14 protein-coding genes are annotated in these 14,507 nt (G+C 59.6%); 8 read left to right on the top strand and 6 right to left on the bottom strand.

The features are described 5' to 3' along the window. Nucleotides 1-10 precede the first annotated feature (10 nt). From KI235_RS15525 to KI235_RS15500, 6 genes are read right to left on the bottom strand one after another with little or no spacing between them, the layout of a single operon-like run. A complete protein-coding gene (locus KI235_RS15525) occupies nt 11-958 on the bottom strand; it encodes an EamA family transporter (protein WP_003201866.1) in 948 nt (315 codons plus the stop codon). A 46-nt stretch (nt 959-1,004) separates the two neighbouring features. Continuing rightward, complete coding sequence (locus KI235_RS15520) at nt 1,005-2,288, bottom strand: ATP-grasp domain-containing protein (RefSeq protein WP_003201863.1); 1,284 nt, start codon at nt 2,286-2,288, stop codon at nt 1,005-1,007. Between the two features lie 9 nt (nt 2,289-2,297). Continuing rightward, the gene (locus KI235_RS15515; protein WP_003201861.1) at nt 2,298-3,155 is read right to left on the bottom strand and encodes a TauD/TfdA family dioxygenase; all 858 of its coding nucleotides are present in this window, start codon (nt 3,153-3,155) and stop codon (nt 2,298-2,300) included. Then, nucleotides 3,146-4,315, bottom strand: coding sequence for an FAD-dependent oxidoreductase (locus tag KI235_RS15510; RefSeq protein ID WP_003201859.1), 1,170 nt, complete (start codon nt 4,313-4,315; stop codon nt 3,146-3,148). Before KI235_RS15510 ends, KI235_RS15515 begins: the two co-directional genes overlap by 10 nt. Before the next feature lies 1 nt (nt 4,316). Further along, nucleotides 4,317-5,438, bottom strand: a complete 1,122-nt coding sequence (locus KI235_RS15505) for a pyridoxal phosphate-dependent aminotransferase (protein WP_060613872.1) — start codon at nt 5,436-5,438, stop codon at nt 4,317-4,319. Nucleotides 5,439-5,465: 27 nt separating this feature from the next. Further along, nucleotides 5,466-6,176: an iron-containing redox enzyme family protein gene (locus tag KI235_RS15500; protein WP_013693359.1), complete on the bottom strand. Its 711-nt coding sequence runs from the start codon at nt 6,174-6,176 to the stop codon at nt 5,466-5,468. A gap of 300 nt (nt 6,177-6,476) precedes the next feature. On the opposite strand from KI235_RS15500, the gene KI235_RS15495 reads away from it, so the two are divergent. From KI235_RS15495 to KI235_RS15460, 8 genes are all read left to right on the top strand, one after another. Continuing rightward, nucleotides 6,477-7,034: a helix-turn-helix transcriptional regulator gene (locus KI235_RS15495; RefSeq protein ID WP_003201855.1), complete on the top strand. Its 558-nt coding sequence runs from the start codon at nt 6,477-6,479 to the stop codon at nt 7,032-7,034. A gap of 208 nt (nt 7,035-7,242) precedes the next feature. Further along, complete coding sequence (locus tag KI235_RS15490; RefSeq protein ID WP_028236876.1) at nt 7,243-8,262, top strand: LacI family DNA-binding transcriptional regulator; 1,020 nt, start codon at nt 7,243-7,245, stop codon at nt 8,260-8,262. Beyond that, on the top strand, nt 8,246-9,250 hold the full coding sequence (locus tag KI235_RS15485; protein WP_060613871.1) for an ABC transporter substrate-binding protein: 1,005 nt from the start codon (nt 8,246-8,248) through the stop codon (nt 9,248-9,250). The genes KI235_RS15490 and KI235_RS15485 overlap by 17 nt, the downstream gene beginning before the upstream one ends. A gap of 15 nt (nt 9,251-9,265) precedes the next feature. Continuing rightward, entirely contained in the window at nt 9,266-10,120 is an 855-nt protein-coding gene (locus KI235_RS15480; protein WP_085983272.1) for an ABC transporter permease, read from the top strand. Beyond that, nucleotides 10,117-10,911 carry an ABC transporter permease subunit gene (locus KI235_RS15475; protein ID WP_212795136.1) on the top strand — a complete coding sequence of 265 codons (795 nt, stop codon included), beginning with the start codon at nt 10,117-10,119 and terminating at the stop codon, nt 10,909-10,911. The genes KI235_RS15480 and KI235_RS15475 overlap by 4 nt, the downstream gene beginning before the upstream one ends. Further along, nucleotides 10,908-11,939, top strand: coding sequence for an ABC transporter ATP-binding protein (locus KI235_RS15470; RefSeq protein WP_003201844.1), 1,032 nt, complete (start codon nt 10,908-10,910; stop codon nt 11,937-11,939). Before KI235_RS15475 ends, KI235_RS15470 begins: the two co-directional genes overlap by 4 nt. Nucleotides 11,940-11,964: 25 nt before the next feature. Then, entirely contained in the window at nt 11,965-12,795 is an 831-nt protein-coding gene (locus KI235_RS15465) for a phosphodiesterase (protein ID WP_003201841.1), read from the top strand. Nucleotides 12,796-12,972: 177 nt separating this feature from the next. Next, nucleotides 12,973-14,292, top strand: a complete 1,320-nt coding sequence (locus KI235_RS15460) for an OprD family porin (protein ID WP_003201839.1) — start codon at nt 12,973-12,975, stop codon at nt 14,290-14,292. Nucleotides 14,293-14,507 lie beyond the last annotated feature (215 nt).

Below are 14,507 nucleotides of genomic sequence, written 5' to 3'. Positions count from 1 at the left end.
AAACAGAAGTCTATTTTTGAAGGGCAACAGGCATGGGCCCTGAACGAACAACGCGCCTGTCTCGCGAAAACCAGACGTTGGACAACAACACCGCCACACACACCACCGTAACCAGAACGGGAACCCAAGGGCTATGCCAGGTGGAGAGCACGAACTCGGCGGCCAAGGCGATGACCGGCACGCAAGGCGTGAGAATGGACACCCGCCCGCCTCCCAGGTGCTGAATGGCAAATTGCAGGGTAAACACCGGAATCAGCACGCTGACAAACGCCAGCTTGATCAACTGGCCGAGCATGGCGGTATCCAGCGTGAGCAACTGGTGCAAATTTTCCCGGCCGACCCACCCTGTGACGATCAATAGCAGGAAGAACCTGACGCACAGGATATCCATGGCGCTGTACTTGCTATCGCGGTTCAGTCGAGCCGAGCAGAACACATAGATCCCACCAGTGATCCCGGCGACAGTCGCCAGGGCAATGCCCTCATGCAAGTTGACCAGGCTTACCTGGGCCGTGACTCCAAGCGCGAGACGCATAAGGACCAACGCCATCAGCGACAACAGGATCAGCAGCGCGCCCAGCCAGCGGGAACGACTGACCGAGGAACGCGCCACCAGCATTTCACAGACCACCACCACCAGCGGCATCCAGCCCTGATAGATCGCTGACTCCACCGACGCCTCAATGCGCTGCAATGCCATGAACATCAACCACCAACTGAACAACGTCAGCACATTGAGCAGCAGAACGCCTCGCCACTCCTCGCGCAGCAGACGAAACGGGTCATGACCCCGCAAGGTATGCACCAGGAAAAATACCGCCCAGGCCATCAGGAAGGTAATGAATGTCAACGCCGCCCCACTGATGCGGGTGAACGCCACCATGACCCAGACGGCCGAGAGCGCCGTCGAGATGCAGTAGACCGCCATGCTGACGGCACCGAGTATTCCTGTCTTCATGCCTGCTCCTTGAGAAAAACCTGTTGCCTGCCGCCCGCTGGATCAATCAAGCGGTTCCCGGCTCCAGCACTTCCACCTGGGTCGGTACGTAGTCCTGCAAGGCTTCGAAGTCGGCGCGAAGTACCTTTGGGTCTGCGTTGTACAAAGTCAGGATGCCCGCGGTATCGGCCAGGGACCGGGAGTCCACCACCATTCCGGGGGCGACCCGCCAGTCGATGTCGTAGGTACTGGAAATGGGCGGTTCGTTGAGCTGGCTGATCCGGCCTTTGCGCAAGGGCAACAAGGCGGACACAACGTTGTTCTTCTCGTTGGGCTTGATGTCATCGAGTGCTGCGGCCCCGGCTACGAGGTAGAGATTGGCGTCGATCAGGTTGATGTCGCTGTTTTTCTCGTGGTACGGCACCCCGATGCCGCCAGGTACGCGTGCAGCAATTTCCAGGAACACCGGATAACCGCGCTTGCGGTCCACGAAGACCTCGTGGTGCGTCGAACCGTTGCGAAAGTTCAGGGCCGCAATCACGTCCCGATTGAATGCCTCCAGGGTCGCCTTGAGCGTGGGGTCGGCCACGGGAATCACGCTCAAGGGCTTGCCCTGGACAAAGTCGAAGTTGGTGCAGCCCAGTTCCAGCACACCGCAGTAGCGGATTTGACCGTCGACCACAAACGAGTCGCATTGGAACATGTCGCCGTCAATGAACTCGTCCACCTCATAATCAAAATGATACGGCGAGGCCAACACTTGTTCGCGGGCCTTGATGAATTCGGCCTCGTTGCGAATGATCGACACCTCGAAACTGCCCGCTGCGTTCACCGGCTTCAGGACCAGGGGCAAGCCCAATCGCGCCGTCAGATCAGCGTAGTAAGCCTGAGGCTCAGCCGATAGCCGTACGTGATCCAGTGGCACAAACTCGGGAATGCGTATCCCCTTCTTGCTGACGGCGTGTTTCATCAGCACCTTGTCGCGAAAGTTCGCCACGATCGCCTGTGTGTCGCCTTCTAATCCGAACTCCTCGCGCAACTGAGCCGCCAGTTCAACGTGGCACTCTTCCTGGCAGAAAATACGCAATGAGGAAGTTTTGCCTTGCACGGCTCGCAGCTCATCGCTGATGACGCTGCGACATTGGTCATGATCCAGCAACGGGCGGATGTTGCGCTGCAGGTCCGCATCGACACGCACGATCTGCGAGACATTGCGCTCAAGCGTAGGCGGCAGGACGTCGGCGTGATAGGCGATCAACACTGTCCGGCAATCTCGACCCAGCGTCTGCAGCGCCTTCTCGGAGGCAAAGTTAAGGTAATGGGGCGTCAGGAAAACGATGGTCTGGATCATGGTAGTGCCTCACTGGAAGTCGACGTTCATGCGATAGAGAAGGCGCGCATCGGCGCCCCCTTCACTTTTGGGTATGGGCGGACCTTTATGCAGCGTTGAAAGGTTGTCCCAGATGACGATGTCGCCTGGGCGGTAGGCATGCCGATAGCGCGGTGCGTGCTGGACAAGGAAGTCGACCAGACTGTCGAGAATGCGATGGGACAGTGCAGGCGTGACCCCTTCTATTTGCATGGCCGTGGCAGCCGGTGCATACAGCGACGCAGTGCAAGCGAGTGGGTGCTTGTACACCAGGGGGTGGACCACGGTGTTTTCCAGTGCGCCAGCCTCCTGGGAATTGAGCTGTTGCACCGCGGCGTCGGCATTGCGCAGCGCGTCTCGATTGCCGAAACGGTGGTGAATCCGCAGGTTTTCCAGGTCGAGCCCCTTCAGGTACGACGGGCAACCTGGGCTTTCCAGCCACTGGCGAACCTGATGCAGGCCCGCGACACAATCGATGAATTGGGTCTCGCCGTGCTGGTCTGGTACACGTACCGACAGCAGTGAGGTGAACACCGTGTTCGCCGATTTGTACGACATGTCGGTGTGCCAATACCCTCCTCCTTCATGCACGCCCAAGGCCTGGCCGTCCCGATGGAGATTGGTCACGGTCAGCACTTCCCGATAATCCTCGAGGCAGTACTTGGCCAACACATGATGGACAGGCGAGCCCAGCCTGCGCATCAACTGCACATAAGGGGCGACGCTGACGTCCTGGTTGGCGATGACCAGCACCTTGGCCTGCGCGATGGCCTGCCTGAGCTCCGCTGCCGACTGCCCGAGCACGTCGCCGAGGTCCAGGCGCAGCGGCTGGAACATCCTCACGCCCATGACCGCAGTCCTTCTTGCAGCGATATTGCGGCACTCATTTCTGCAGCTGCCGGCACCATCGTATTGATCGACGCATAACCTGAGGCAGCACCCGCGAAATACAGGCCGGCGACAGGGCTTTTCCCATCCTGGTGGCAGGTAAAGCCGGTTTGCTGGTTGAGCAGTTGCGGCCAGTCGGTGGCGGGGAGTTGTGCGGTGACGCCGATGGCCGAAACAAGGCATTGCTCCTTGGCCGACACATCCAAGTGCAACTCATGCCCGTCGGATGCCTGGGCGGCGACCAACCGGCCCGCCTCTTGAGCCTTGCGACAGGAAGCCTGGAGCAGCGGATTGCCGTTGAGTGACGACGGAAGGTCCAGGACGACCTTGTCGCCATCCTGGCGAATGCTGCTGTAGGCATGCAGCCAGATATTGGCCCGGCCTGTGCTGCTGGCGCTGTTGAGCGGCCCTTGAAAGGAACTGGACGAAGTCTTGGCAATCATTTCCAGCGTGCGCTGGCTAAGGGACCTGAGGGCAAAGCGATCATCGGTCTCTTGGGGATACAGCCCCAGATAGGATTTGATCAGAATCGACACATTGCGGGCGAACGGGGCCAGGAGCAGTGCGATCTGAAACGCACTGTTACCGCTGCCGAAGATGACCACATCCTGCTGCAGGAAACGGTGGGCCTCGCCCCGCGCAACCATTTGATAGACGTCAAAGCACTTCAACCAATGGGCACTGGGCATTTCGAAGGGCGGCGCCTTCGGGCGAATCCCGGTTGCCAGGATAATCTGCTGTGCACGCAAGGACCGATGCTGGGAACCCGGCGCCAGGCTCACCTCGAACAGCCCCTGGGCCTTGCTGACGGTGACCACCCGTTGCTGGATCCTGGTCAAGGGCAAGGCTTCGAAGTTACTACGGATGTAGGCTGCGTATTCCTCACCGGTGGGGCTGACGCACAACTTGCGCATGAACCGATGCAAGGGATAGGGCGCGCCTTCGATCTCCAGTTCATTGCAGTAGGACTGCAATGGATGATCCCCCATCATGCCCATGCACCCCCCGAATACATCGCTGATAACAGCGACTTTCAGGCCCAGATCAATCAGCCGGATACACTCGCTAAGCCCTGCGGGACCGCCGCCTACGACAATGACGTCGAACACATGCTGCTCCATTTCAAAAATCCTCCAGGCGGGCACAGGCTTGATCAACAATGGGTTTGGCTACCGAGAAAGAAAACCTGACATAGGTGGGGCACGGCCCCTGGTAGAAGGGCGTCGCAGGCAATGGCATGACCCCGCAACGAACGGCCAGGTGTTGACTGAATTCAACGGGGGACAATGAAGGCGCCCGCCGTGAATAGTCGGCCATGATGTAATGGCCGCCCGCCGGTAACCGGATATCCAGCCCGGCAGCCGTCAGCGCACCTGCCAGGCGATCACGTTTGTGCTTGTAGTGCTCGCGCAGGCTATCCAGGCGCCCGGCGGTCAACTCATCGAGCAAAACAGCAACGGCTGCCTGTATGGGGGTGGGTTGGCAATAGCTCAGGTAGAGGTGATGGGCATAGGCTCGCTCCATGAAGGTTGCCTGCGCGCACAACCAGCCGATCCGGACGCCCGTCATGGACAACAACTTTGATGCGCTGCCTGCCACCATCATGGGAATCTGCTGCCGGGGGTACCGCGCCGATGTGTCAGTGTCGTACTGATAGTGACGATAGGCTTCGTCGACAATCACCATGAAGTCATGGTTTTTTGCCAGCGCCACCATGTGCTGCCAATCATCAGCGGACATGCACCACCCCGTCGGGTTATGGGGTGTATTGAGCAGCAGTATGCGAACACCAGCGCGCAATTGCTGTTCGAGCACTGCCCAATCGAGGCCGATCGACTCCCCTGCCGACAACGGCACTGCAACAAACTCCAACCCCAGCAACGAGGCCATTCCTGGGTAATAGGGATAAAAGGGCTCAAAGAACGCGACCCGGCTGCCGTACTGCGTGGACGCTGCGTACAGGGCCAGGTACAAGGCCTCGGTACAGCCACTGGTCACCAGCACTTCGCTGTCGGGTGCATAGCCGGCACTGTGAGCTGCGATGCTTTCGCGCAAAATCATTTCGCCGCGAGGGTCGGCGTACTGCCAGCCCGCCCGGACCTGGCGGGCCAGCGCCGCATTCATGGCATTGTCAAACAGGGGTTCAGGAATTCCTTGCGAAAGGTTCAACGCTCCTGAGGATGCTGCGTATGCACTGGCATCCCTGAAGGGCGCCACTCGACCAATCAATGTCAAATCATCCATGACTTCCCGCCCCCTTGTATTGATCGGTCAGGCGTGAGTGGCTACTCGGTTGAGTCCTTGCCAGAATCGGGTCAACAAGTTCAGTACATCGGCAGCGCCCTCCAGAATATTGTTGCCGTTGTCAGTGTCCCGGGCCGCCTCCATGACCGCGTCACTGATCCATTGCACATGATCGGTTTCTACCAGCATGTGCAGATAGAAGTAGGTGAAGTCTTCGTGTTTCCACCCGCTGTAGAGGCGGAAGCCTTCGTACAGGTTGGCGATCATCGGAAAGCCGAACTCTTCGATAACGTAATGAGCACCAATGGCATGCTCTGTCGAACCCTCGAGGAAAATTCGACGCAGGCCGTCGACCAGCTCACTGGCTTCGGGAATATATTCAACCTTCTTCCAGTCATCCAACGTGATGCCAACGCCGGCAAGTACACGCTCAAACATGATGAAGTGTGCCTCGCCTACCCCATCGCCCAGCTCAGACACGACCGTGCGCGCCAACTTCATCCGAATCACTTCGCTGTCGGTACGGTGCGAGGTGCCCGCCAGGATCTGAGGGAACGTACGAATGTAATAAAAGTACTGCTGGAACACTTTCTTCAGCGTCGCCTTGGGCAGCGGGGCCTGTCGAAAGGTTTTATAGAACGCATTGGTGTTGATCCCCGAAGCCGTGATCATTCCTTTAATCGAATGGATGATTTGCTCACCCGTCAGACAGCCTTGTTCCATTTGCTGAGCCGGCATAGATCCCCCCAAATACGATAAGGTAGCTTGGATGGCCGCGACGGAATGTCGCTGCGCGTTTCAGATAGTAAACAAGCGATTCCCGCAAACAAATTAATACTTTTAATCGACGGCGCTACGAACAATAGATTTATTTTGAAACATCAAATTTGCGATATTAATTCCATTTAAAATCAATATATTATGATTCGGTGAATTTTTATCGCACAGAAATAGAGCATTATTTATTTTTTGCACCAACAAGATGCATGTCGGGCGCTAAGCTCAAATTAAATCACCCCGATCTGGAAGTCTTCTATAGTGAACAATCAACCCATCGACATCGCCCTCACCATCAAAGCCGAGCGAACCGCTCGGGAATGGTCCATCGGCGAGCTCGCCCAGCTATCTGGCGTATCAAAGGCAATGATCAGCAAAATTGAAAACGCGCAGGTCAGCCCGACTTCGACCATCCTTGGTCGGTTGTCGGGGGCGTTCGGCTTGCCCCTCTCCACACTGTTGCATCGAGCCGAGGGGCGCTCGGGACTTCTTTCAAGGGCGGCAGAGCAACCGCGCTGGGTAGACCCGGAAACCGGCTATTCGCGCCAGCAAGTCTCCCCGCGGGAGGGCTGGCCGTTGGAACTCATCAGCGTGCAACTGCCTCCGGGCGTGCGTATCAGCTACCCCGCCACGGCCTATGCGTTCCTTCATCAGCAGGTGTGGACCACGCAAGGCACGCTGACGTTTACCAAGGGCACTACCACCTATGTCCTGGAGCAAGGCGACTGTTTGCAACTGGGGCTGCCGGAAGAAGCCTGCACGTTCGAAAACGCCACATCGCAAGTGTGCGAATACGTCATAGCCTTGATTCGCAAGTAACCATCGCCCCTTCGGCGCCCACCTGCACCAATGGTTGGTGCCAGCGCGTCCATTCGCCGACCTGCGACCAGATGCGGCGTGCGCGACCTGCATAACCGTCAGAGGCTGCTATCGCAAACTGACATCAAATCGTCATCACTCCGTCGCTGAAATGCCATGGCGGCTGGGTACTGTCCTCGCCAATGAGATCGATCTCAAGCGAGTGACAATGACTGATTTGAAAGAAGTGGCACGTTTGGCTGGGGTTTCGCGGGCAACCGCGGCCCGCACCTTTGCCTCCCCTGAAGTGGTGCGTCCGGCGACCCGCGAGCAAGTGTTCGCCGCTGCGCGCCAACTGGGTTTTCGGCCCAATCGTCTGGGCCGCCAACTGCGCCTGCAGGTGACCAAGCTGATCGGTGTGGTGGTCCCTAACCTGCTCAATCCAGTGTTCGCCGAACAATTCCAGGCCATGGAGCGCGCTGCGCGCTTGCGCGGCTACAACCTGCTCCTGGCAACGACCGACTACAGCAGCGAGCGCGAAAGCGTGGTGGTCGAGGAGTTGTTGCGCCAGCGTGTCGACGGCCTGGTCCTCACGGTGACCGACGCCGAGAGCAACCGCGTGCTGCAAAGCCTGGACAACGAGGACACGCCTTTTGTGCTGGCCTATCACCAGCCGGGCAATCCGGACTACAGCGCCGTGTCGGTGGACAACCGTGCCGGCATGGCCCTCGCCACGCGTTATCTGCTCGAAGCCGGGCATTGGCGCATTGGCATGGTGGCCGGCCCGGCACTGCAATCGGACCGTGCTCGCCTGCGTTACGCCGGTTATTGCGACGCCATGCGTGAGGCCGGTCTCGACTGCCTGCCGGTGATTGAAATGCCGGCCCATACCCAAGCCGACTTCGCCGCCATCGAGCCGCTGCTGCAAGGCCCGCAAGCCCTCAGTGCGCTGGTTTGCTCCAACGATCTGTTGGCAATCAGCCTGATTGCACAACTGCGTCGCAACGGCTGGCACGTCCCCCAGCAGCTTTCAGTCATTGGCTTTGATGGCATCGCCCTCGGCACTCAGATGCACCCGACGCTGTGCAGCGTCGTCCAGCCCATCGAAGCCCTGGCCTGCACCGTGATCGACCAACTGCTGGCGCAGATCGGCGGCGCCGCACCGGTTTCCCATTGCCTGCCCTGCCATATCCGGCCGGGCGAAAGTACTCAACCCTACGAGGAGACGCTTGATGATCCGCTTCAGTAAAACCCTGGCGACGTTGCTGCTTTGCGGCGTTGCCAGCCTGGCCCAGGCTGCCGAAACGGCGATTTGCTACAACTGCCCACCGGAATGGGCCGACTGGGGCACGCAGCTCAAGGCCATTGCCGATACCACCGGCGTGCAGGTCCCGCTGGACAACAAGAACTCCGGGCAGGCATTGGCACAACTGGTGGCCGAACAGGCCGCGCCAGTGGCGGATGTGGTGTATTACGGCGTGACCTTCGGTTTGCAGGCGCAAAAAGCCGGGGTGGTCGGCACCTATAAGCCCAAGGGCTGGGAGCAGATCCCGGACGGTTTGAAGGACCCGCAAGGACACTGGTTTGCCATTCACTCCGGCACCTTGGGCATCATGGTTAACGTCGATGCACTGGGCGGTTTGCCCGTGCCGCAAAGCTGGGGCGATCTGCTCAAGCCTGAGTACAAAGGCATGGTCGGCTACCTTGATCCGTCCAGTGCGTTCGTCGGCTACGTTTCTGCGGTAGCGATCAACCAGGCCATGGGCGGCAGCCTCAATGACTTTACGCCTGCCATCGATTACTTCCAGAAACTGGCGAAAAACTCACCCATCGTGCCCAAGCAGACCGCTTATGCGCGGGTGTTGTCCGGTGAACTGCCGATCCTGGTCGATTACGATTTCAACGCCTACCGGGCGCGCTACAAGGACAAGGCCAACGTCGCTTTCGTGATTCCCAAGGAAGGCAGCATCAGCGTGCCTTACGTGATGAGCATCGTCGGCAACGCGCCCCATCGAGCCAACGCCGAGAAGGTCCTGGATTTCGTCCTGTCCGAGCAAGGCCAGGCGCTCTGGGCCAAGGCCTACCTGCGGCCGGTGCGGGCGATGAGGATGCCAGCCGACGTCGCCGCACAGTTCCTGCCGGACAGCGATTACGCCCGGGCCGGTGTGGTCAACTACGAGCAGATGGCGGCGGCGCAGGAAGCCTTTTCCGCGCGTTACCTGAAAGAGGTCAAGTAAGTGACCGCCTCGGTAATAAAAGCCCGGGGAGTCTCGTCGGGCCAGGCCACGGTGCCGCGTCTGCGGCTGACCGCGGCCTGGGCCCTGGCGCCTGCGGCAGCGGTGCTGTTTGCGTTCTGGCTGTTGCCGCTGGCGCACCTGATCGTGCTGGGCGGGCAACGTCGCGACGGCGGCGAAAACGGTTATTGGCAGGTACTGGGCAGTGCGCAATACCTGGGCAGTCTGGCACAGACTTGCCTGCTGGCTTTGGCGACGACCCTCGCAGCGCTGTTGGTGGGTGGCATCAGTGGGGTTTTCCTCAGTCGCCAGCGCTTCTTCGGTCGTTCGCTGTTGGTCGCCTTGTTGACCTTCCCGCTGGCATTCCCCGGTGTGGTCGTCGGTTTCCTGGTGATTTTGCTGGCTGGGCGCCAAGGCTTGTTCGCCAGCCTTGGCCTCGAGCTGGCGGGTGAACGCTGGATCTTCGCCTACTCGCTGATGGGCCTTTGCATCGGTTACCTGTACTTCTCGATTCCGCGGGTGATCCTCACGGTGATGGCCGCTTGCGAAAGCCTGGATCGCAGCCTGGAAGAAGCCGCGCATTCATTGGGCGCCGGCCACTGGCGAGTGATCTGCGATGTCATCGTCCCAGGCCTGGCGCCGGCGCTGGTCTCGTGCGGAGCGATCTGCTTTGCCACTTCCATGGGCGCGTTCGGTACGGCCTTCACCTTGGGCACCCGCCTGAACGTGACCCCGGTGGCGATCTACAACGTGTTCACCAATTATGCCAATTTCGCCGTGGCGGCTGCGCTGTCGGTGGTATTGGGGGCGCTGACCTGGGCGGTGCTGCTATTGGCCAGGCGCCTGGCGAAAAATTCGAGGACAGTCTTGTGAGACGCTCAACGCTGTTCATCGGGCAGTTGCTGTTCACCCTGCTGGTCTGCGCGTTCATGTTGGCGCCGGTGCTGATGTCACTGCTGGCCGGGCTGACACGCAATTATTTCCAGGGCGTGTCCAGCGGCCTGACGTTCGATTGGCTGGTGCAAGTCTGGCAGGCCTATTCGCCGACGGTGTGGCTCTCCCTCCAACTGGCAGTGGCCTGCGCAATAAGTGTTTGCGTGGTGGGTGTTCCGGCGGCTTACGCGCTGGTACGGATGAACAACCGCTTCAGCCGTGCGTTCGAGGAGTTGATGGTGCTACCGGTGGCGATGCCAGGCCTGGCCAGCGCCCTGGCGTTGCTGCTCACCTATGGCCAATTCGGCGGATTTCGCAGCAGCTGGCTGTTCATTCTCGTCGGCCATGTGCTGTTCACCCTGCCGTTCCTCGTGCGTCCGGTGATGGCGGTGATGCAACGCCAGCACTTGCCCGTCCTGGAAGAAGCCGCAGCCAGCCTTGGCGCCGGGCCGTTGCGACGATTCTTCAGTGTGGTAGTGCCTAATTGTCGGGCAGGGATTCTCGCCGGGGTACTCATGGTTGTCACGCTGTCGCTGGGCGAGTTCAACCTGACCTGGATGCTCCACACGCCGATGACCAAGACATTGCCGGTAGGCCTGGCGGACAGCTATGCCTCGGCCAGGCTGGAAGTCGCCAGCGCCTACACCCTCATATTCCTGCTGATGATCGTGCCGCTGCTGATTGCGTTGCAGGCCATCAGCGCGCGCCTTTCCCGTGGAGACAAACGATGACCGGAACCACCATTCGCCTGGCGGGTTGCCGCAAGGCGTTCTCGGACGGCACCGTTGCCGTCCATGACCTGGACCTGACCATAGAGGCCGGCGAAACCTTGGCGATCCTCGGTCCGTCCGGTTGCGGTAAAACCACCACCCTGCGGCTGATCGCCGGGCTCGAACGCCCGGATGTGGGGCAGGTATTTTTTGGCGACACCGACGTTACCCGCCTGCCCATCGAGCGGCGCGACGTGGGCATGGTGTTCCAGAACTATGCGTTGTTTCCCAACCTGGATGTGGCCGGCAACATCGTCTATGGCTTGAAGATTCGCGGCATGGCGCCTGCCGAACGGAACAAGCGTTGCTCGGAGCTGCTGGAACTGGTGGGCCTTCAGGATCATGGCAAGCGCAGCATCCACGAGTTGTCCGGCGGTCAGCGCCAGCGGGTCGCGCTCGCCCGTGCCCTGGCGCCCAAGCCCCGGGTATTGCTGCTCGATGAACCCTTGGCGGCACTGGACGCGCAGTTGCGTGAGCGCCTGCGCAGCGAACTGGATCAGTTACTACGCCATCTGGGCATTACCGCCGTGTTCGTCACCCACGACCAGGGCGAAGCCATGGCGCTGGGCGATCGGATCCTGGTCATGGAGCGCGGCCGCGTTGCGCAATTGGCCAGCCCACGGGAAATCTATCAGCAACCGGCCAGCGCTTTCGTCGCCAGTTTTGTCGGCAACCTCAACGCTTTCGCGGTGCTCGAGCACACCTCCCTGAGCTTGAAAGTCCATGGCGGAGAGTTGCCATGGCGTGGTGCCGGGCTGCCCGCCACCGTCTATTGTCGCCCCGAGCATTTGCGGGTGATGGACAACGAGGGGCATCTGCGCGGGCGACTGGTGGGCCAGTTTTTCCAGGGAGCCCAAAGCCGCCTGTTGGTGGACGTCGGCGCCGCCCAGCCATTGCTGGTGGACAGCACCGACAGCGTCATACACACCCCTGGCGCCCTGGTTTCCTTGGCCGTCGAGCCGCAGGTGCTGTTCACCTTGTCATCGTGATATTCGTGTTTTCAGAGGGCTTATTTTGAATCATCCGTTTCTCATTGCGCAGATCAGCGACCTGCATCTCAAGGCCGGAGAAAAACTGACCTATGGCGTCGTCGATACCCTCGCCGCGTTGCGTCATGCCGTTGACCATTTGAATGCCCGGGTGCCGCGTCCCGACATCGTGGTGATCAGTGGCGACCTGGTGGACTTCGGTCGCCCTGATGAATATGCCGTGCTGCACCCCGAACTGGCGCGCCTGCACATGCCTTGCTACCTGGTTCCCGGTAACCATGACAACCGCGAACATTTGCGGGCGGCATTTGCCGATCATGACTATTTGCCAAGCGTGGCCGGAGCCCCGTTGGATTGGGTGGTTGACGAACATCCGCTGCGCCTGATCGGCCTGGACAGCACCATTCCCGGCGGCCATGGCGGCCGGTTGCTGGATAGCCAGTTGAGCTGGCTCGATGAACAGTTGGCCGGTCGCCCCGACGTGCCAACGCTGCTGGTCCTGCACCACCCGCCGTTTATCAGCGGCATCGGCCACATGGACCGCGAACCGTTCGTCAACGCCTCGGCGCTGGAGCAGGTCATCGCCCGTCATCCGCAGGTAGAGCGCCTGCTGTGCGGGCATTTGCATCGGCCGATGCAGCGACGCTTTGGTGGCAGCCTGAGCTGCGTGTGTCCCGGCACCTCCCATCAAATTGTCCTGGATCTACAGCCAACCGCTCCCGCGCATTTCAACCTGGAACCACCCGGCTACCTGCTGCACCACTGGCATGGACAGGGGTTGGTGACCCATAACGGCGTGTTTGGCGAGTATCCCGGGCCGTACCCCTTTTATGACGCTCATGGATTGATCGACTGATAACCCAGGACTTTCACTGATGGCACGCTTTGGAGATTTATCCCCTACCCCACTCTATGCATTGAAGATTTTCTAACGAGTCATTTAACGCATCGGCCAATCAGGTGATCGGCCGAGAGCTTACTGCTGCCTTTCCAACATGCCCGGAACAGTGATTCCGCGGTGGAGTTCGTCCTGATGAAAGCCCTATTGCAAGTACTGAGTGTTTTAACTGGCGGTGTGAGTCTGGTCCTGAGTCCATTGGCGTCGGCTGATTTTATCAGCGACAGCAAAGCCAACTTGAACTTGCGCAACTTCTACTTCAACAACGATAACCGTGATGGCGCCGCCGCACCTTCGAAGACCGAAGAATGGGGCCAGGCCTTCATGCTCAATTATCAATCCGGGTTTACCGACGGTACCGTGGGGTTTGGCCTGGACGCGATCGGGTTGCTAGGCCTGAAGCTCGACAGCGGCGCGGGTCGTCATGTTGGCGGCTCGATGTTCCCAAACGATGGTGACAAGGCGGCGGACCAATGGTCGCGTCTCGGTGCAACCGCGAAGATGCGTGTTTCCAAGACCGAACTGCGTTACGGCACTTTGCAGCCGAAGCTGCCGATCCTGGTTTCCAACGATGGCCGCCTGCTCCCGCAAACCTTCGAGGGTGGCCAAGTCACCAGCAATGAAATCGACAACCTGACCTTCACTGCCGGACAACTGGAACACGCCACCGGCCGTGCTTCCAGTGACAGCGCCGGCCTGGCCGTGGCGGGCGGCAGCCAGGAAAGCAACAAATTCACCTTTGCCGGTGGCGATTACAAACTGACCAAGGACCTGACCGCCCAGTATTACTACGCCAATCTGGAAGATTATTACCAGCAGCACTTCGCCGGCTTGCTGCATGTATTACCGTTGGGTGAATACGGCTCGTTGAAAACCGACCTGCGTTATTTCAAGACCACGTCCGATGGCAAGAACGGCAGCGCAGCCGGTCGCGCCAGTGGTTACAAAGTCGGCGGCTATACCAAGGACGGCAGCGGTGAAATCGACAACGATACCTGGAGTGCGGCGTTCATTTACTCGTTGGGCGGCCATGCCATTACCGCCGGTTATCAAAGCGTGTCCGAAGACAGCAACTTTACACAACTGAACCAGGGCGGCCTGGTGGGTAAAGGCGAAGGCGGCGCGAGTCTCTACCTCTACACCGACCGTACCATCCAGACATTCATCCAGGCCGGCGAGCGCACGGCATTCGCCCAGTATGCCTATGACTTCGCAGGGCTTGGCGTGCCGGGTTTGAAGGCCTCGGTGATGTACCTCAAGGGCGACAACATCCAGACGGCCAGCGGCCAGGACGCCAGTGAGTGGGAGCGTGATATCTCCCTGGACTATGTAATTCAGAGCGGCGCGTTGAAGAACGTCGGTTTCGGCTGGCGCAACGGCATGTCCCGCAGCGATATTGCTCGTGACCAGGATCAGAATCGCCTGATCGTGAGCTATAGCATTCCATTGCTGTAAGCGGTCAGTATTGTTCGGGGCCAGGGAGTGGAACTCACACGTGACGCTCTCCTGGCTTGGTTGTCTGTTGGGTGTTGTCTGTTGGGATCTCACCTGTGCTGTGGCAACACTCAGCACCTTTTCGATTCGCACGATCAGGCAATTATCCGCCCGGATTGTGCAATCGCCCCCCGGCATTGCTTTCTATAGTTGACCAGAGCCAAACCATCCGGAGC

The organism is Pseudomonas sp. St386, from assembly GCF_018325865.1.
In the GTDB taxonomy this organism is placed as follows: Bacteria; Pseudomonadota; Gammaproteobacteria; order Pseudomonadales; family Pseudomonadaceae; genus Aquipseudomonas; species Aquipseudomonas brassicacearum.
The sequence above is the reverse complement of the archived record's forward strand: the minus strand, read 5'-3'. Positions and strand labels throughout refer to the sequence as shown.